17 protein-coding genes are annotated in these 19646 nt (G+C 45.2%); 8 read left to right on the top strand and 9 right to left on the bottom strand.

The annotated features are described in order from the left end of the window. Positions 1–40: 40 nt before the first annotated feature. Entirely contained in the window at positions 41–931 is an 891-nt protein-coding gene (locus QMY49_RS21205) for a DMT family transporter (RefSeq protein WP_009697878.1), read from the bottom strand. 146 nt (positions 932–1077) lie between these two features. Here QMY49_RS21205 and QMY49_RS21200 point away from each other — a divergent pair, with 146 nt between their 5' ends. The 5 genes from QMY49_RS21200 (at position 1078) to QMY49_RS21180 (ending at position 6052) form a co-directional block, all read left to right on the top strand. Continuing rightward, positions 1078–1464 carry a DUF3302 domain-containing protein gene (locus tag QMY49_RS21200; RefSeq protein WP_005452887.1) on the top strand — a complete coding sequence of 129 codons (387 nt, stop codon included), beginning with the start codon at positions 1078–1080 and terminating at the stop codon, positions 1462–1464. After that, entirely contained in the window at positions 1464–2594 is a 1131-nt protein-coding gene (locus tag QMY49_RS21195) for an HlyD family secretion protein (RefSeq protein ID WP_005452888.1), read from the top strand. Before QMY49_RS21200 ends, QMY49_RS21195 begins: the two co-directional genes overlap by 1 nt. 309 nt (positions 2595–2903) lie before the next feature. Next, entirely contained in the window at positions 2904–3452 is a 549-nt protein-coding gene (locus QMY49_RS21190) for an ECF-type riboflavin transporter substrate-binding protein (protein ID WP_005452889.1), read from the top strand. A gap of 6 nt (positions 3453–3458) precedes the next feature. Next, positions 3459–5216 carry an ABC transporter ATP-binding protein gene (locus QMY49_RS21185; protein ID WP_017189592.1) on the top strand — a complete coding sequence of 586 codons (1758 nt, stop codon included), beginning with the start codon at positions 3459–3461 and terminating at the stop codon, positions 5214–5216. Then, positions 5213–6052, top strand: a complete 840-nt coding sequence (locus QMY49_RS21180) for an energy-coupling factor transporter transmembrane component T family protein (RefSeq protein ID WP_005452891.1) — start codon at positions 5213–5215, stop codon at positions 6050–6052. Before QMY49_RS21185 ends, QMY49_RS21180 begins: the two co-directional genes overlap by 4 nt. Positions 6053–6139: 87 nt before the next feature. On the opposite strand, the gene QMY49_RS21175 is transcribed toward QMY49_RS21180, so the two are convergent. Continuing rightward, entirely contained in the window at positions 6140–7321 is a 1182-nt protein-coding gene (locus QMY49_RS21175; protein WP_009697882.1) for an MFS transporter, read from the bottom strand. Between the two features lie 347 nt (positions 7322–7668). Between QMY49_RS21175 and QMY49_RS21170 the strand changes: the two genes are divergently transcribed. Continuing rightward, positions 7669–8412 carry a metalloregulator ArsR/SmtB family transcription factor gene (locus QMY49_RS21170; protein ID WP_009697883.1) on the top strand — a complete coding sequence of 248 codons (744 nt, stop codon included), beginning with the start codon at positions 7669–7671 and terminating at the stop codon, positions 8410–8412. A gap of 51 nt (positions 8413–8463) precedes the next feature. Here QMY49_RS21170 and napH read toward each other — a convergent pair whose 3' ends face one another. Together napH and napG are read right to left on the bottom strand one after the other, a co-directional pair. Next, entirely contained in the window at positions 8464–9318 is an 855-nt protein-coding gene (gene napH / locus QMY49_RS21165; protein ID WP_017818501.1) for a quinol dehydrogenase ferredoxin subunit NapH, read from the bottom strand. After that, the gene (gene napG, locus QMY49_RS21160; protein WP_005452896.1) at positions 9318–10088 is read right to left on the bottom strand and encodes a ferredoxin-type protein NapG; all 771 of its coding nucleotides are present in this window, start codon (positions 10086–10088) and stop codon (positions 9318–9320) included. The genes napH and napG overlap by 1 nt, the downstream gene beginning before the upstream one ends. A gap of 682 nt (positions 10089–10770) precedes the next feature. Here napG and QMY49_RS21155 point away from each other — a divergent pair. Then, positions 10771–11271 carry a GNAT family N-acetyltransferase gene (locus tag QMY49_RS21155; RefSeq protein WP_188014551.1) on the top strand — a complete coding sequence of 167 codons (501 nt, stop codon included), beginning with the start codon at positions 10771–10773 and terminating at the stop codon, positions 11269–11271. A gap of 91 nt (positions 11272–11362) precedes the next feature. Here the strand turns inward: QMY49_RS21155 and QMY49_RS21150 are convergent, their stop codons facing one another. Together QMY49_RS21150 and QMY49_RS21145 are read right to left on the bottom strand one after the other, a co-directional pair. Next, positions 11363–12352, bottom strand: a complete 990-nt coding sequence (locus QMY49_RS21150; protein WP_009697885.1) for a phosphotransferase — start codon at positions 12350–12352, stop codon at positions 11363–11365. Further along, positions 12352–12627, bottom strand: coding sequence for a GNAT family N-acetyltransferase (locus QMY49_RS21145; protein WP_101959848.1), 276 nt, complete (start codon positions 12625–12627; stop codon positions 12352–12354). Before QMY49_RS21145 ends, QMY49_RS21150 begins: the two co-directional genes overlap by 1 nt. Positions 12628–12769: 142 nt before the next feature. Between QMY49_RS21145 and QMY49_RS21140 the strand changes: the two genes are divergently transcribed. Next, a complete protein-coding gene (locus QMY49_RS21140; RefSeq protein ID WP_017189597.1) occupies positions 12770–13516 on the top strand; it encodes a flagellar brake protein in 747 nt (248 codons plus the stop codon). Between the two features lie 63 nt (positions 13517–13579). On the opposite strand, the gene QMY49_RS21135 is transcribed toward QMY49_RS21140, so the two are convergent. The 3 genes from QMY49_RS21135 to QMY49_RS21125 form a co-directional block, all read right to left on the bottom strand. Then, complete coding sequence (locus tag QMY49_RS21135) at positions 13580–15208, bottom strand: methyl-accepting chemotaxis protein (RefSeq protein WP_252045373.1); 1629 nt, start codon at positions 15206–15208, stop codon at positions 13580–13582. Between the two features lie 207 nt (positions 15209–15415). Next, positions 15416–17044, bottom strand: coding sequence for a methyl-accepting chemotaxis protein (locus QMY49_RS21130; protein ID WP_005452908.1), 1629 nt, complete (start codon positions 17042–17044; stop codon positions 15416–15418). A gap of 227 nt (positions 17045–17271) precedes the next feature. After that, positions 17272–19632, bottom strand: coding sequence for a Lon protease family protein (locus tag QMY49_RS21125; RefSeq protein WP_017189598.1), 2361 nt, complete (start codon positions 19630–19632; stop codon positions 17272–17274). Positions 19633–19646: the final 14 nt, after the last annotated feature.

Raw genomic sequence — 19646 nt, 5'->3', positions numbered from 1 at the left:
CAGCAACAACTGGGGCGTTTTTATAAGCCGAATGACAAGCTTAAAGAAAAAACAAAGAAATACCGCCAAGTGCGACTAATGTACCAAGCATACTCTTCACGCCGACCTTTTCTCCTCGCAGAGCATAAATCACCAAAATAAACAGTGGGCTGGTTGCAATTAACGTCTGAGCAATGGCGGGGTTAGCGTATTTCAACGCGATTTGTTGTAACCATAATGCCAGAAATGTCCCCACGAAAATTGCCAACAACAGCCAAACTAGCGCTTTGTTGCCCATTGCTTTTAGGTGCTGTTTAATGCTGCTAAACGGCGCCGGTTCGACAATTTTCACCACCAAACACACTGCCAACACGCCAATACTAAGACGAATGAGAGCACCGAGCAGCGGTGGAAGATCGCCCGCAACCAACGCATAGTGAGAGATCACCACACCTGAGGCTTGGCACACACTCGCGAGTAACCCAAATCCGATACCGCTCCAGTTTGTTGCCGCTCCCGAGGTTGATGGTTGAAATACCACAAACGTAACCGCAACCGTGGTCACTACCACGCCCAGCCAACTTTGTAGTGTGAGTTCAGACCCAAGAAAAACCATGGCAAGCACGCCGGATAAAGGCGGTGCAAGGGATTCTAAGAGTAATGTTTTGTTCGGGCCAATGCGCTTTAATGCAGCAAAATAGGCACTGTCACCAACAGCAATACCAATCACACCAGAAATTGCCAACACCGCGAGATGTAACGGCTCAATGTACGCAGGTATACCTTGAGGTAGAAAAGGAATAACAACCACCATCATCATTGAGGCGATCACACCTTTTACTATGTTCAACTGCATTGCTGAAAATCGGTGGCTGAATTGGCTGTAAATCCAAGTCGCAACCGCCCAAACGATGGCTGCACTTATCGCGGCAAGTTCACCAGAATAATGCACTACTCACTCCTTAGTATTCCATGCCGTATCTCTCAATAACTGTGTATCAAATTATAAATTACTTGATCCACCTATTGTTCTATCAAATACTTAAACAGTTAATTTACGTAAGTTTTTCTATTTAGCAACAAGCACAGGGAAGTAAGATGTTTCTAGACTATTTTGCACTTGGGTTACTCATTTTCGTTGCTCTGGTTATCTTCTACGGGATCATTGTCATTCACGATATTCCTTATGAAATAGCGAAGGAACGTGAACACCCTCATCAAGACGCCATTCACTATGCAGGCTGGGTCAGTCTTTTCACACTTCATGCTCTTTGGCCATTTCTGTGGATCTGGGCAACCTTATGGCGCAAAGAACGCGGATGGGGTTTCAAACAACTCGAGCAAGAAACGCATGATATCCATCATCGTCTCGAAGAGCTAATTGACGAAGTCAATGAATTGAAAAAAGAAGTCTCAACGCTCAAAGATCAAAAACCTGCACAAAGTGTTCCTGCACAAAAAGAACAAGGTAAGGAGGAGCAATAATGGATTTACTACTGGTTCTGACTTACGCCGCATTATGTATCGCCATTTTCAAAATCTTTAACATTCCACTTAACAAATGGACAGTGCCAACCGCTGTGCTTGGCGGCGTTGTATTGGTCGGCACACTAATCTTGTTGATGAACTATAACCACCCGTTCACACAAATTGGTAATCAAGTATTCTCTACCACACCAGTGGTGTCAGGCGTTCGTGGGCGCGTCATTGAAGTGCCTGTACAACCAAACCAACCTCTACAAAAAGGCGACGTTCTTTTCCGTATCGACCCGATTCCATTCCAAGCAGAAGTCGATAAGTTACGTGCAAAAGTGAAAGAGGCAAGCCAAGGTGCACTTGGGCTTGAGTCTGGCGTGCAAGAAGCGGAAGCAGCGGTTATCAAAGCGCTTGCCGAGCGTGACAAAGCACAGCGAGAATTTGACCGTTATCAACGCGGTTTTGATCGCGGAGCATTCACTGAGCAGCAATTGGATACTCGACGCCAAGCATACAAAGCCGCACAAGCCGCATTGGAAGTCGCACAATCTAAGCAACAACAAGCGCAAATCGCGCTGGATTCTGAAGTGGGTGGTGAAAACACCCAAGTCGCTTCATTGCTTGCAGAACTTCGCCAAGCAGAGTTCAACTTAGAACAGACCGTCGTTACAGCTCCTACTGATGGCTATGTTACCCAGCTCGCACTGCGTCCTGGTGTTATGGCAGTACCATTGCCTCTTGCTCCAGTGATGACCTTTGTTCATACCGAAGATAAACTCTATACCGCTGCGTTTCGCCAAAACTCACTACAGCGTTTAGAACCGGGATTTGAAGCGGAATTTATGTTCCGCGCGCTACCGGGCAAAGTCTTTAAAGGTGAGGTTGTTGATGTATTGCCAGCCATCGGCGAAAGCCAATTCCAAGCTCGTGGCTCCCTGCTTGGTACAGAGGCATTGCGTACCAGCGGTCGTGTATTCGTGACGCTGAAAATTACCGATGACCTTGCTGAATATCACCTGCCTATGGGTACGGCGGTAGAGGTTGCCGTTTATTCTGACAGCTTCACTCATGTCTCCATCATGCGTAAGGTTCTCATTCGAATGAAGAGCTGGCAAAACTACCTATACTTAGACCATTAATTTATCGATAAAAATCGCATTAAAAAGTGTAATCAGGGGCTGACAGTTAGCCCCTGATTTCATTCTAGCCATCCAGACAGATAGCATTCCCACTTTTATCAATATTCTGTATAATGCGCGCCTTATTTTTGATGCTTGCTGAAAAACTAAGCCAGTCAATAGAGTGCGTGAATCCAATCACACATTTCTTGAAGAAAAACAGAGCAAACAATAAGCAGCTTGGTTGTTTCTTAACTTTGTTACACAATCAGCGCTATACAAAAAGCAAGTGAACGTTCTTTAAAATCGACAATTGAACTGAGGTTATCTATGAATCTTTCCGCTAAAACCGTTGTGGTTATTGCAATCGGTGCTGCATTGTACGGCATCGGTGGTCTGCCAATGTTCGGTATTCCAGTATTTGCAAACACGACGCTAAAACCAGCAATGGCGGTATTAGCATTGTTCTCAGTACTATTCGGTCCTCTTGTGGGCTTCTTGGTTGGCTTTATTGGCCACTGGGTCACTGACCTGTTCGCAGGTTGGGGGGTATGGCTTACTTGGGTACTTGGTTCAGGTATTGTCGGTTTAATTATCGGTCTTTTCCCTTCTCTGACGCGTAACCGCTTGGAGAAAGGTGATTTCAATATGAAAGACTTTGTGTTATTCGTGGTACTTGCTCTATTGGGTAACGTATTTGGTTACGGTTGCTCAGCCTTCCTAGACACCATCTTGTACGCAGAACCGTTCACTAAGGTATTTACTCAGCTATCTATCATTGCAGCTGGTAACACCATTCTTATTGCTATTGTGGGCTTCTTCATTCTTAAGTCTGTCGCAAAACGTAACAAGCAAAGCCGCAACTTAACAGAGGCTTAATGTCGAATGACAATCGAATTTTCTAACTTCTCTTTTAGATATGAGTCGCTGGACAAACCGACGCTAAAAAATATCAATCTAAGGATAGAGAAAGGAGAGAAAATCGTCATTATCGGTCCAAGTGGTAGTGGTAAATCTACCCTTGGCCAATGTCTTAACGGACTAATCCCACACGCAATCAAAGGGGAGAACAGTGGCAAACTGACCATCAATGGTCAAGACACAACCCCTTTTGACATGCACCAATACACCGAGCAAGTTGGCACCGTTTTACAAGATACAGATAGCCAATTTGTTGGGTTAAGCATCGGCGAAGACATCGCGTTTGCACTAGAAAACCAGCTCACTTCTAACATCGACATGTACCCGTTAGTCAAAGCAACGGCGAAAATGGTCGACCTAGAACAAATGCTAAACCGCTCCCCTCATGATCTATCTGGTGGTCAGAAGCAGCGTGTTTCTTTGGCTGGTATTTTGGTGGACGATGTCGATATCCTACTGTTTGACGAGCCTCTAGCGGCACTCGACCCGAAAACCGGTAAAAAGACCATTGAAATCATCGATGACTTGCACCGTGAAACAGGGAAAACCATCATCATTATCGAGCATCGTCTTGAGGATGTGCTGCACCGTTCTGTCGATCGCGTTATTTTGATGGAAAGTGGTGAGATCATTGCCGATACAACACCTGATGCAATTTTGGCGTCCCCATTGCTGGAAGAATATGGCATTCGTGAACCTCTGTATCTTTCTGCATTGAAAGAAGCGGGCTGCGCGATTGAAGGTGACGCGAAACCATCAAGCCTAGATACGTTGCCACTGGCTCAGTACCAAGCAGCTGTCGACTCTTGGTTTAACACTTCACAAGAGACTTCAATAGCCGCCCCACTCGACTCACTGCTAGAGGTGCGTAACTTAACCTATTCTTATGACGGCGAGAAAAATGCCCTCGAAAACGTCAGCTTTGATGTTAAACGTGGCGAGTTCGTTTCTGTTTTGGGAAAAAATGGTTCTGGTAAATCGACGATAACAAAGTTGGTGATGGGCGTTATCGAAGCTGATCAAGGCTCGATGTCGCTAAATGGTCAAGACCTTAGTGAACTCTCCATCTTCGAACGCAGCCAAAAGGTTGGCGTAGTCATGCAAAACCCAAATCATATGATTTCACATCACATGATTTTTGATGAAGTGGCATTTGGTCTGCGCAACCGTGGTGTTGAAGAAAAACAAGTCGAAGCGAAAGTACTCGAAGTCTTAGAGTTATGCGGTCTCAGTAAATACCGTCATTGGCCAATTGAAGCTCTTAGCTACGGTCAGAAAAAACGCGTAACCATTGCTTCTATTTTGGTGCTAGAACCTGAGCTATTGATTCTTGATGAGCCTACAGCTGGTCAAGATTACCGCAACTACACATCGATGCTGAGCTTTATCGAGAAACTCAACAGAGAACTCGGCATCACCGTGATGATAATCTCTCATGACATGCATTTAGTCTTGGAGTACACCACTCGTTCCATCGTGATTGCCGACAGCAAACTCATTGCTGACGCGCCGATGACGGCAGTTTTCAGCGACCCTGCACTGTTAGATCAAGCAAACTTAACGACCACCAGTTTGTATGAACTCGCAACTAAGTTGAATATTGAGAATACGAACGGCTTTATGCAGCACTTTATCGATGTAGAGAAAGCGAGGCGAGCAAACAAAACCGAAGCTGAGATTACCGTTCAAGCACGAGAAAACGTTGAGAAAGTAGTGGCATGAAAGACAACAAAATGAAGTTTGGTATCAACTATATTGATACACAGTCGCCACTGCACAAGCTGAACGGCATCACTAAGTTCTTGATGTTTATCGCTTGGGTGACAGTAGTGCTGACGACATTCGATTTACGCATCATCGCATTATTGATCATTGTCGGTCTTGCCCTGCTCAAAATGACTAAGGTGCCATTCCACGTATACAAGCCATTGTTAATTGGTACAGGTAGTGTATTGCTTATCAACGCATTGTTTATGTTTGCATTAGCCCCACAACAAGGCACTGAGTACATGGGGTCAACGACCGTTTTATTCTCATTGCCAGGTAACTACTCCCTGACTCAGGAAACCTTGTTTTACCTTGTAACGGTAACGCTGAAATACTTCAGTATGTTCCCTATCGCTTTGGTGTTTGTGTTTACGACACATCCTACTGAGTTTGCGGCAAGTTTGAACCGTTTGGGAGTGCCTTACAAAATCGCTTATGCCGTCAGTTTGACCTTACGATACTTACCTGAGGTGAAGAAAGACTTTGTAAATATCATGCATGCACAACAAGCTCGTGGCGTAGAACTTAGTAAGAAAGCACCGTTGTTTACTCGAATGAAGAATGTCGCCAAGATTCTGGGGCCGTTGATTTTCTCTAGCCTAGATCGCGCAGACCAAATCTCCAATGCAATGACATTACGTGGTTTTGGTCGTCACTCATCTCGCACTTGGTATAGCTTAAAACCGCTAACTAAAGCAGACATGCTGTGTATGGCGGGCATCGCTGTTATTGTTGCGGCAGCAATCGCTAAACGAGTATTAGACGCTCAACTGTTCTGGTATCCGCTGTAATACCGCAACACTAACAATAAAAAATGGGATGCCGCAGCATCCCATTTTTGTATCTAACATCTCATTTATTGAGAAGTGAGCACTAACTCAGTTCCATCTCAACACGCGTGTTTCATTACCCTCTTGCGGCTTGGCTGGGATGTTCAACGAAAGCAACAGGCTCACCGCCGCCATGCCTGCGCCTATATAAAATACGCTTGATGGCGATACCAACCAAATCACCCCGAAAGTAACTGGGATGACGACAGCTGCAATGTGGTTAATCGTAAACGCCACGCCGGCAGTTGAAGCCATATCGGCAGGATCGGCAATCTTTTGAAAATACGTTTTGATCGCCAATGCTAACGCGAAGAACAGATGATCAATAACGTAAAGCGCAGCTGCCCATTCCGCTGTTTGAACCAAACCATAGCCAACAAAAACAAAAATCAAACCAACGTATTCGAACATCAAAGCCTTACGCTCACCAACAGCGCCGATAAAACGTCCAATACGTTTAGCAAACAAAAAGTTAAAGACGTAGTTAATAAGGAAAAGTAACGTAATGTCCGCAGCCGAATAACCGAACTTCTCTACCATCAAAAAGCCAGCAAATACGGTGAAAATTTGGCGACGCGCCCCGCTCATAAAAGTCAGAGCGTAATACAACCAGTAACGCTTACGTAAAACCAGCTTCTTATTTTGTGGTACTTCGGTTTTAAACTCAGGGAAAGCAAACGCCATCACGATAATCAAGACAAAACCAATCCCCCCAGCAAGTAGGTAAACGGTTTTGAAATCGAACTTAAGTTGCTCTAACAGCACCCAAATCGCACCGTAAGTAAAGAGTGAAGCCAACGCACCAACCGAGATGAATTTACCCAGCATCTCTGGCGCCTCTTCTTTAGAGAGCCACTGCAGCGACAAAGATTGCTTTAACGTTTCAAAGTAGTGGAAGCCCGTCGACATCAACAGGGTAGTAAAAAGAAGTCCAAATAAAGATGGGAAGTAACCTGTTATTGCCGTCCCTAACGTCAGCATTGCCAACGACACCAACATAAAGCGCTGCTCACGAATAAACAGCAATACAAACACGACGGTAAAGGCTAGAAAGCCAGGGATTTCTCGCACGCTCTGTAGTAACCCGATATCTGCGCCATCAAAGTTAGCTTTTTCAATGACAAAGTTATTTAACAGCGCCATCCAAGTCGAGAAGGCGATAGGAACGATAATAGAAATCAGCAGAAGAAAGTTTTGTGGTGTTCTCCAGCTTTTCGGTGACGTGCTCATGATGTGTCCTTAGAATATGAAGCCGCCATCATACCGCCAAATGTAACAAATTCGCAATATCATTATTATTTCCTCGTTTGCTTGGCTTTCTTTTTTATTTCATCATGTTAGCTTAAGAAGCAGATTCATCTCCTCGTTTATCAAACGATTTTATGTGACTATTTTTAAAGTATATTTTACAAAATTATTCCGTATTTCTAGACACCAACATTGAACCGCAACATCGTGATGATGAGATAGGTGATGAGATAAAGGAAAGATACGTGCTTCTTGTTACACACCGGCAGGGTTATACTGTGCCAATCAACGTTCATTTTGACGTAAGTCTCTGCAATTCCTAATTTGATATGATGAAAAAACAAGTTTTGTTCCTTTGCACAGGTAACTCCGCGCGCTCGCAACTTGCCGAGGCAATTTTCAATCACATGGCGGGGGAGTTGTTTCATGCGGACAGCGCAGGTCTTCATCCTAGTGAGGTCGATGAAAGAGTATTTGAGGTATTACAAAGCCACGGAATGAGTGGCGAAGGTTTACGCTCAAAAGATTACGCAGAAGTCGAAGACAATCACTACGATTTCGTTATCACGCTGTGCGATAACGCAAAAGACGAATGTGTCATCTTCGAACAAGATATCGACCAGCTACACTGGAATCTTACCGACCCAAAACCGCTTGATGGTATTCAACCATTCCAGAATACGGCAAAAGAGTTGGTCGAACGTATTAGCTTGTTTTTGTTGTTAAATAGCGAAGAAAACACCAGTCATGTGGACCCAAGCAGTTTCTTCAAACTGATGAGCGATCCCTTGCGTCTGAAAATTTTGATGTTGCTGGAAGATGAGCAAGATCTGACAGTGACTGATCTTAAAAATGCACTAAATGAGAGCCAACCAAAGGTATCTCGCCACTTGGCATTACTGCGTGATACCACGTTTTTAAAAGACACACGCCATGGGCTTTGGATTCATTATCGTCTCTCACCATCGCTACCAGTGTGGATTAAGCATCTGTTGCAAACGGTGCGTGTCGGTAATCCTGGTATCATCAATATTGAAAAAACACGTCTGAAATCACTCCAGAATCCAGAGTGATTTCACTTCTTTTAGTGGTCCACCTTTCCTAGCGTCAGCTTAACTGGACCACTAATCAATGTTCTTCACCTTGAGTCGGTTTTGGAATTCAAACACTTTTTCAGGGCACACATCTAAGCATCGACCGCAGCTCATACAAGTTTGATCCATGACTCGTCGGTCACCCTCTTTGAGGGGTTGGCGCAGAATATCTGGTTCAGGACATACATAAAAACAGTCCATGCATTTGGTACAATCTTCTCGACGAACAGCCGTCACTCGCAACAAACTCTTACTACCAATTACGCCATACGTTGCTCCCAGAGGGCACAAGTGACCACACCAACCATGCTCAACCAAGAGTAAATCCAGCACAAACACAAGTAGTATCAATACCCATCCAGCACCCATGCCAAAGACTAAGCCTCGATGAAGGGCGGCGACGGGGTCCAACCATGTCCAAAGTACAGAACCTGATATCGCACTGCCAAGCATTAGAGCAGGGATCAACCAATAACGGATATTCGGCGACCAACGGTAGCTCGCTTTAAGGTTAAGCTTTCTGCGCAACCACGCCGCAAAGTCTGTGACAATGTTCAAAGGGCACACCCAAGCACAAAACGCTCTCGGGGCAAGAATCGCGTAAAAAACTAAGACAATCACAACCCCTAGCAGAGCATTAAACTCTGGGATATGACCTGTCGCCAGCGATTGGAGAACAATCAGAGGATCGCTTAACGGCACTGTATTAAGCAACATACTCGAAGATAAGTTACCTTGCAGAATACCCCATGTGGGACCGGCCATAAACAGAGCAATGATCGTCAATTGGCACAATCGGCGAACAATAAGAAAACGATGCGCTTGCCACCAGCCAAGCTTCTCGACAGCTTCTTTGCCAGCATCTTGCGCTAAATTCTTGGCCATCACTGACCTCCTTTAAGCGACTCTAGAGCACCACTAGGCACAGGTGTTTCTTCAGGCAATACGTTTTCGAGCGGCTTGTCGATTTCTTGCCAGCCAAAATTGTAGTGACTACCAACTTTTCCCTTGGCTAAATCTGTTGGAACAACTTTAATCGCCGCAACATCTAGCACACATGCTTGCTCACACTTACCACAACCAGTGCACACATCAGAATTAACCGTTGGAATCAATTTAGCGTGATAACCCGTTCGATCATTTCGGATGTTTTCTAGCGTTATCGCTTCATCAATCAGCGGGCATACGCGGTAGCAAACATCACAGCGCAAACCTTGCCAGTTGAGGCAGGTTTCATGGTCAATAAGCACAGCCGTTCCCATTCTTGCATCGTCAATGTCCGTTAAATCATGGTCTAAAGCCCCGCTTGGGCAAGCGACGACGCAAGGGATGTCTTCGCACATTTCGCATGGAATATCACGCGCAGTGAAGTAAGGAGAACCTGTTGCGACAGGAGACAGTAAACTAGCAAGCTTTAACGTGTCGTAAGGGCATGCTTGAACGCACAACCCGCAACGGATGCAAGCCGACTCAAATTCACCTTCAGGTAACGCGCCAGGAGGTCGAATCGGTACGCCTTTAGTTTCTCGCGCTTGGCTTTGCATTGACTGCAAGCCAAGAACACAAGCCGCAGCACCAACACCAGCCGCAGTGCGTGCGGTGTCACGCAGGAATCGTCGCCGACTTTGCGAGACTTTTGATTGAGAGGATTTCATTATTATATTCCTCAACTACGCTCTAATTGCTCTTAAATAAGTTAAGCATAAATAGCGTTAAAAAGGCGGCCTCCCCATACCCCATAAGAGGTAACTCCAACCTGTCTTGATTAAAATCAACTCGTTGCAGATACCCAGTTCACATTTTGGTGAAATGGCTTTATTTCGATCAATATACCCAAGCAACTTCAAGATGCTGGACTCAGAGCGTTGTCATTGATTCGAGGTCAAGGAAAACAACTTGGAACGGCGAGCTCTTTCCAAGTTGTTTGAAGCAGAGATCGAGTCAATGACCCCTCCCTAAGGGCACTCTTTGCAAATAGTAAGGACCTTGGCTTATATACTTTGTTGTTGATTCTTGATTTAGACCCACTAGACCTTTAAATCGCCGCCGCATCTACAAACCAAGTCATTCTCGCGGAACCAAGCATCTCAAGGTTACTTGGGTATGCAACTTCACCATTATTCCCCATAAAGGTGAAGTTCTTTAGTATAAAAATTCAACACAAAATCACTCTCATTGGTGTTTTCAATGATAATTCACTATAAAAAGTTGAAATAAGCACTCGATAACCCACTAAATTAAAAGCGATTTAGCCTATAAAGTTCAAAAAATGCTATTCAAAACAGAATTCTCTCGTTAGATTGAAGTTAATTCCAAAAAACTACAAAGGAGAGAAGCATGGAAATTATCGTTCGTCCAACCACTGTTGAAGACGCTGCTGCGCTAGTCGAAATTTATTCACAACCAAAAGCACAACGTGAAACCCTGCAACTCCCTAAGCCATCTGTCGCTATGTGGGTCGAACGGTTATCGAAGATACCAGCAGGTGTGTATAGCTATGTCGCAGAGATCGATGGCAAAGTAGTCGGAAATATAGGCTTTCATCACTCACAGCGTCCAAGAACATCACATACCGCATCATTTGGTATTGGTGTTCATGATAAGTACCACGGTTTAGGGGTTGGCAGCGCATTGATCAGGACGGTCACCGAGTTGGCGGATAATTGGTTGAATGTAAGACGCATACATATTGAAGTAAACTCAGACAATGAGGCAGCCATTGGCTTGTACAAAAAACATGGCTTCGAGATAGAAGGCGAGTTTGTCGATGCATCTTTTCGTGATGGTGAGTTTATAAATACTTACAGTATGGCTCGCATCAAAAAACCGAAAAACTAACCAACACTAACGATAAACCTCCCAAAGCACCAATACCCAAGTAACCTAAAGGTGCTTGGGTATAACGCAGCCATTTCCTGGGAGTTTTTATTTACTGGTGAGAACCTAAATCGAGCTCATCGAGGGCGCGTTTGGTGAGTGATTCCGTATAGGGATTAATTTTCCAGTGCTCTGGACTCCATCCTTTCACAAATCGTTGAAAATCAGCCCAAGCAAGTGCGAACAATGGTCGCCATTCTTGCTCGACGACGTTGTTATCAAGGTCGGGCTGGTAGTGATTCAGCGCATTCGTTAACGCAGAAAAATAGTTATCTAACACCCAAGACTCCATCTCAGTACACTGACTCGGCTCGATTGCACTGCTCATAAACAACGCAACATCTTTCATCGCACAGCCATGCCCCACGTACTGGAAGTCTACCGCTGCCGCCGCTGAGCCTTGTTCGTTAAAGCAAAAGTTTGCCAGCTTGGCATCACCATGCACTAAAGTTTGAAACCGAGCCTGACGCAACGTTTGGTCAATGCTCTCCGCGCGTTGCTTGAGCCTATTATCTTGTAACGCAACCAATTCATCCGGTCGCGTTTGCAAATGCCAGTAGGTTCCGGTTTGCCAAAGTTCATCATGGCGAACCCCAATATGGCGCGCATGAAAGTTGGCTAACCACGTCAAGCAAGCTTTTAACTGACCTTTGGTCGCGTCTTTGACGACGTTTGGATAACCCGCCAGAGCCAGATCTTCCATCACAATCAACCACTCTGTTTCATTCTGAAAGCACTTCAATCCTTGTGGAATTCGACAACGTTCATCAACAGGTTGGCTGAAGTGCTGATACCAACTCACTTCAACTTGATAAGAATGCAGTTTACGTTGATGCGAGCGGTCTGTATTCCACCCTCTCGGATGTTGTGACGGTCTTGGTAATTTGACGTGTTTTACGATAACGGAACGGTCTGGAAAAGTCAGTCGAACTAACTCCCCATAACCGCCCCATAAAGATTGAATCACATCGATGTGCTCTAGAGTGCCAAGCGCTAGCTCGTCACCGATGTTCTGATAAAGCGGATTATTCATTGGCTCCATTATGCGAGTAAATGTGCCCATTCAGGGTGCGTTGCCATGTATTTAATCACGTATGGGCAAACGGGTACAATGCGATAACCTTGCGCTTCGATCTCTGGTAAAACAGCTTCCATCATCACTTTGCCATACCCCTTCCCTCTTACTTCTTCAGGAATAAGCGTTGAAATGATATGCATATCTTGCTCATCGAGCTTATAAACCACTTTCGCTTTGAGGTTTTCCTCCAAATCGACCCAAAAAATTTGGCTTGTTGTGTCTTGTGTCACTTTCTGCATTATCCGTGCCCCACTTTTCACTTGTGCTTTATTGAAACTCGCTATGCGACTGCATAGAATGATATCCACGCAATAGTCTAGTAATTTAGTATTACCATAACATAGCGCGAAACGTCTTCTCACATTAGGTACGACAATAATAATGAGAAATATGATGACGAGTGCAAGGGACAATCGTTCGTCTCAGCCAAGCAAAAATGCACCTGAACGTCAGGCAACAACATTAAACAGCACTGATGCAATGGCAATGGTGGAGCACGGTAGTGAAGTGACATTGAATGTTACGACGCCCGTGGGGACTAAGTTCATCACCACCAGCACCTTTATGGGCTGTCATTCCAACAATACCGCGCTAATTGAGATCCCAAATATCTCCGATGACGATTTAAAGTTTTATTTTCAAGAGGGATTTTGGATTAACGTGAAAGCTTATTCACACCGTGGTGAAGGCGCTGTTATTCCTTTTCGAGCACAACTTCAACATCGCCTTGGAGACCCATATCCACTCTTAGTTTTAGGCTTGCCAAATACCATGCAGGTCTACCAATTGAGAAAAGAAGTGCGATATGAAGTGAACTTACGCTCTCGACTCCAGTTTGAACAATTCCGTGCAGAGTGCGAAATTCGAGATCTATCAAAAAGCGGTTGTCGCTTTGTGACTTCACCGATGAGCCGAACACTTCAAGTTGGTGATCTTGTCACGTTGGATATCGCGATGCCCGGGAATGGGCGTATGCTCGCACCACTCAAAGGGCGAATCTGCAACTTACAGAAATCCACACATTATGCGCGATATGGCATGGAGTTTGATGACTTCGGCAAAGCAAATGCAAAGAACCTATTGAGCCATCTTAAATTTGATGGCACGAAACTGAAGCTGAAGGGATAACCCTCCTCAGCACCCAAAACAAAAAGGCACCGATAGTCGGTGCCTTTTGCTTTTCTGCTCAAATTACAATTTGAAGAAGCTTAATTGCTCTTTTTGCTTTTCCGCCAATTTAGACAGCTCGCTGCTTGCACTTGCACTTTGGCTAATACCAGCAACGTTCTGGTTGACCAGTTCAGACATATTGACCACATTACGGTTGATGTCTTGAGTCACCTGAGATTGTTGTTCTGCCGCCGTTGCAACTTGTGTATTTGAGTCGTTGATGTCTGCAACAGACTCTGTAATTCCCACCAACGCTTGGTTCGCTTGATGAGCCAACTCGTTGTTGCGAGACAACATATCTAAGCTCACTTGCATGCTGTCATTCGCCAAACCCGATTGCGCTTGCAGTTCTTCAATGATGGATTGGATCTCTTGTGTTGATTTCTGAGTGCGAGCAGCCAGCATACGAACCTCATCCGCTACGACCGCAAAACCACGTCCGGATTCACCTGCACGAGCGGCTTCAATCGCAGCATTCAGCGCTAACAAATTCGTTTGTTCTGATACACCGCGAATCACCTCAACCACGTTGCTGATTTGCTCAGACTGAGTTTGAAGACGCTGAACCACCTGAGCTGCATCGTTCAGTGCTTCTGACATCTGTTCACTAGCGTGTGCACTCTCTTTGAAAATGGACAAGCCCGACTTCGCCAAGCCATCAGCTTCACGTGCCGTGGAGTCTGCTGCTGTTGCATTACTGCTTACATTGTCTGCGGTACTTGCCAATTCATTGACTGCCGACGCGACTTGTTCAATCTCGATCAACTCTTGTTGCGCGTTAGCTTCTGCTTGAGTCATCACAGCAGCCAGTTCGGTTGACGCCGAAGCAACCTCTTCACTGATACGCATCAATTGATCTACGGTGCTACGCAATTGTTCTGCGGTTAGGTTTACATCTTGGCTTAGTTTCGCCATTTCGTTTTCACCATCCGCTTCCGCACGCACGTTCAGATTACCCTGGGCAAGCTGACGCATCACACCTTGTAGATTGATGATTGGTGTCACTATCTTGCCAGACAGTAACCATGCACCGATAAGCGTTAGGGCAAACACTGACAGAATCGTGAACGTCGCATTGTCTTGCACACGTAGGTTTTGACGTTCACTTTCTGCCATGCTTTCTGCAGCAACTTCATTAACACGCTTAGACAACGCATTCATTACTGTAACCATGTCGTTACCTGCACGGCGGTATTGAGTGATCATCTCCTCACGCTGATCTGCGCTGAGTAAACCTTGATCGTATTTTGTCACAGCATCAATCACTCGATGTGCTTGCTCGATATATGCGCTTACTTTCTCACGCACATCGTTAGTTTGCGAATGGTAAGCTGGGTTCGCACCAATTTGACTTACCTTATTGTCTATCTCTTTTGCGATGTTGTTGAGCTCATTGATGTAATTTGTACGACGCTCAGGGATGTACATGGCGTAAATGCCGTTAATTCGAAGGGGATAAACCAAGTTGTCGATTTCTGACAATAGGTCTTTGTACAGAATGACAGACTCGCTATTCTCCGTACTGCGTTTTAACTCTACTTGCAGCTCATTACGTGTGAACCACAGAGCAATAACCACTGCTAACGCCGTTGCCAAAACTGGCAAAAGTACCTGCATTCTGACTGACAGGTTTTTTAATAATTTCTGCATTTCCGAACCAATAAAAAAAATAAAAGACGTGAGGGCACGTCAAGTTTTGTAAAATGGGCGGGAATGTTATAGATATCAGTAACTTTCAGCCAACAAATTATGTTTATCGTATTGATAAGCAAGCTCAATAAAATGCTGGAATTATGGATAAAAAAATCCCCAAGCCTTCGCTTAGGGATTCTCGTAATATCAATTGGCGCGGATTGCTTATAGTTTAAAGAAGCTCAATTGCTCTTTCTGTTTCTCGGCAAGGTGAGAAAGCTCTGTACTTGCGCTCGCGCTTTGGCTGATGCCTGCTACGTTTTGGTTTACCAGTTCAGACATGTTAACCACGTTACGGTTGATGTCTTGAGTTACTTGAGATTGCTCTTCTGCGGCAGTCGCCACTTGCGTGTTTGAATCGTTAATGTTTGCAACAGACTCTGTAATGCCAATCAACGCATCGTTCGCTTGTTGCGTCAGCTCGTTATTACGGTTAAGCATTTCTAGGCTCACCTGCATGCTGTCGTTTGCAAGACCAGACTGCGCTTGAAGCTCTTCAATAATTGATGAGATTTCTTGCGTTGAGTCTTGAGTGCGCGCTGCCAGCATACGAACTTCGTCTGCTACGACAGCAAAACCACGACCAGATTCACCAGCACGTGCAGCTTCGATCGCTGCGTTCAGTGCGAGAAGGTTAGTTTGCTCAGATACGCCACGAATCACTTCAATCACATCGTTGATTTGAACAGACTGCTCTTTTAGGCGCAATACCACTTGTGCTGCATCGTTCAGTGCTTGAGACATCTGCTCGCTTGCTTGAGCGCTCTCTTGGAAGATCGACAAGCCAGACTGTGCTAGACCATCAGCTTCACGCGCAGTCGCATCTGCAGATGTCGCGTTATCACTCACATTGTTTGCTGTGCTTGCTAGCTCGTTAACCGCTGATGCAACTTGCTCGATTTCAGCCAATTCTTGTTGTGCATTCGCTTCAGCTTGCGTCATTACCGCTGCAAGTTCTGTTGAAGCAGACGCCACTTCTTCACTGATGCGCATCAATTGATCAACCGTATCGTGAAGCTGTTTCGCTGTTTGGTTTACGTCTTTGCTTAGCTGAGAAATTTCGTTGTCGCCATCAATGTCTGCACGCACTGACAGGTCACCACCTGCTAGCTTACGCATCACTTCTTGCAGTTTTTGGATTGGCGTAACAATCATGCCAGATAGGAACCAAGCACCCAGCAAAGAGAACGCAAATACCGCAATCACAGAGATCATTGCGTTGTTTTGTACGCGAGTATGCTCACGAGCGCTTGCTGCAGTTGCTTCAGTCGCAATCTCATTCACACGTTGTGATAGTGCGTTGATGGTTGCCACCATTTCGTTACCAACACGGCGGTAACCTGAGATGAAGTTTGTGTATTCGCTATCAGAAACCAGACCACGATCATGACGGTTGAAGAACTCTACAGCACGTGTTGAGTAATCAATGTATGCATCGATGCTTTGACGTACTTTTTGCGCTTCTTTACTGAACGTGCCGCGCTCATCAACAAGATCAAGATCGATATCAATCGCTTTCGCGCCTGACTTTAGATCAGCAAGGAATGCATCACGACGAGAAGCATCATAGATCGCGTAAACCGCGCTTATGCGCAATGGGTAAACTTGATCATCGATTTTCGCTAATGTGTCTTTATAGAACACAAGAGAATCGGAGTTAGAAGCAACCAATTCTTGCTCTGCTTCTAGGTTGTTTTGAGTGATCCACAATGTAATAAACAGAGTGATCGCGGTGAATAAAACTGGAACCAAAACTTGCGTACGTACCGACAAGTTTTTCAGTGATAGCTGCATGAGTAACCTCAGGTATTTGAGTGTTGGCTTCCTTGCGATGGGATTATTCCCAGACGAATAAACAAGGAGGCAAATACTAGAGGTAGATCACACTTTTGTCCAGAACGAAAAGCCATCAATTTCATAACTTTATCGACAATATCCCGTCAAGTGCGACGGGATATTGTCGTTATGACAAGTTATGAAAATTTGTACGCTTTTCTATCAATTTTTATGTTAATAAGCGCCTATTTTCTCAACGCATTGAGCTTAGCTTGTGCCAAACCAAAAATAGTATCGATTGGGTATGTGCCTTCATCTGTTGCTTCGCCCGCCGCTTTGCCAGTGAACAGCTCAACAGCCTCAGTAACATGGTCGATTGCCCAGATATGGAAGTCCCCTTTCTCTACCGCTTTAACAATGTCAGAACGAAGCATCAGGTTATGTACGTTTGAGCGCGGAATAATCACCCCTTGTCCATCGTGACGACCTTTAATTTCGCACACATCGTAGAAACCTTCGATCTTCTCATTTACCCCACCGATAGGCTGTGCTTCACCAAATTGGTTCATCGAACCTGTGATAGCAATGTCCTGACGGTTTGGCTGCTTCGAGAATGCCGATACTACCGCACAGAACTCCGCCATACTCGCACTGTCACCGTCAACACCACCATATGATTGCTCGAAAGTAATCGTGGTTGTCAGTGGAACACGTGCCGTCTTACCAAATACAGACGATAGATAAGCCGACAGAATCATCACACCTTTCGAGTGAATGCTGCCGCCAAGATCAACGCTTCGCTCGATATCAATCACGTCGCCATCACCGTAACAAGTGGTCGCTGTAATTCGGTTAGGTGCACCGAACATGTGATCGCTGGTGCTCAGCACTGACAATGCATTTACCTGCCCTACCGCAGAACCTTCGGTATGGATCAAAGTCGTGCCGTTGACAAAGGTTTCCATCACGCTGTCTTGCAAACGACTCACTCGCATTTCCTGATTACTCAGCGCCTCTTCTACGTGCCCGATACGAATCATATTGGAGTTCGCTTGGCGAGCCACGTAGTTAGACTCACGTAATAGGTTTGCAATGTTGGCAGAGTGCAGTGAAATCTTCGTCTGGTCACCAGACAAACGAGAGCTGTATTCAATGATGCGTGCGATGGCTTTCTTATCGCAATGCAGCATATTATTGTCGTTCACCACGCTTGAAATAAAGCGTGCATATTGTAGTTCCGAGTCCGGTGTACGCTTCATCTCATCTTCGAAATCAGCTGTAACACGGAATAGTTCACCAAATTCTGGATCGTAGTGCTGTAGCAATTGGTAAGTGCGGTAATCACCAAACAAGATGATCTTGATATCCAATGGAATCGGTTCAGGATCGAGCGAAACCGCCCCCGTCAACGTCACCTCTTTCTCTAGCGAAGTGAAGCTCAATTGGCGAGAACGCAATGCGCGCTTCAACCCATCCCACACATAAGGTTGCTCCAGCACCTTTTGTGCATCCATCAGCAGCACACCACCGTTCGCTTTGTGTAAGCTACCAGCTCGAATCAAAGAAAAGTCCGTGAACACGGTACCTTTGAACGTCGCCGTTTCAATTGAGCCAAACAGTGAGTGATAGTTTGGGTTTTCTTCCACCACAATAGGGAAATCACAATCTTTACGACTCACCAACACGTTTACTTTGTAGCGGCGTGGAAGCTTCTTATCTAAAGATGCTGTTGCAATCTCACCTTGCTCTCCACTCTGCTCCAAGAAGATCTCTGCATTTTCAACAATGTCTTTTTGCAGATCGGTCAGGTACGTTTTGATTTCTGGGTACTCTGCATAATCCAATTTCAATTGCTTAATGAAATGGGTGATCACATCCAGAGTCACGTCATCGTTGAGTTTTTTGATCTTCTCACTGAACGTGTCTTCCCACTCGGTCAACTCGCGAACCATGTTGCGCAGGCTGATTTCCAATTCATCAATGCTGCTGCCGAAATACTCTTGTTCTTTCTTACTTAGCTCATCGAAAGATTCTTCGGTGTGCAGATCTTCACCGTTCATCGCCACAAATTGGTAATCGCCTTGCGCCGTAATCGTTAGACTAATGCCCTTCTCTTTGGCTTCTTTACTGATACTGTCTAACTCTGATTGCTGCTTATTCGCCAATTGGTTTTTTAGGCGATCGGCACGGCTGTAGTACATCTCGTTATCGAAGGCGAGTGGCAATGCGTTAAGCAATTTGCCCATCAGCTTTTCAATATCCACTTTCAGCTTATTACCAATGCCACAAGGCAGCTTAAGCACTTTCGGTATACGCGTATCTTCAAAGTTTGCAACGTAACACCAATCAAATAGTGCCGCAGCATCATGTTGATGACGGTTTAAATAGCGCAGGATCATCGTGCGCTTACCTAGACCATTCTGACCTATGGCGTAGATGTTGTACCCTTTCTCCTTGATTGACATAGCAAACTCAACCGCTTTTTGTGCGCGCTCTTGTCCAACAATTTCGTCAATCGGAGGTAATTCCTTGGTCGACTTACATGGCATATTCTCTAACTCAGCTACAGAATACAGCTGTTTAGCTTCCAATCTTTGTACTGCCATACTTGCCTCCTTTT

The organism is Vibrio harveyi, from assembly GCF_030060435.1.
GTDB classification, from domain to species: Bacteria; Pseudomonadota; Gammaproteobacteria; order Enterobacterales; family Vibrionaceae; genus Vibrio; species Vibrio harveyi.
Note: the sequence above shows the minus strand (reverse complement) of the source record. Positions and strands in the feature narration are given on the sequence as shown.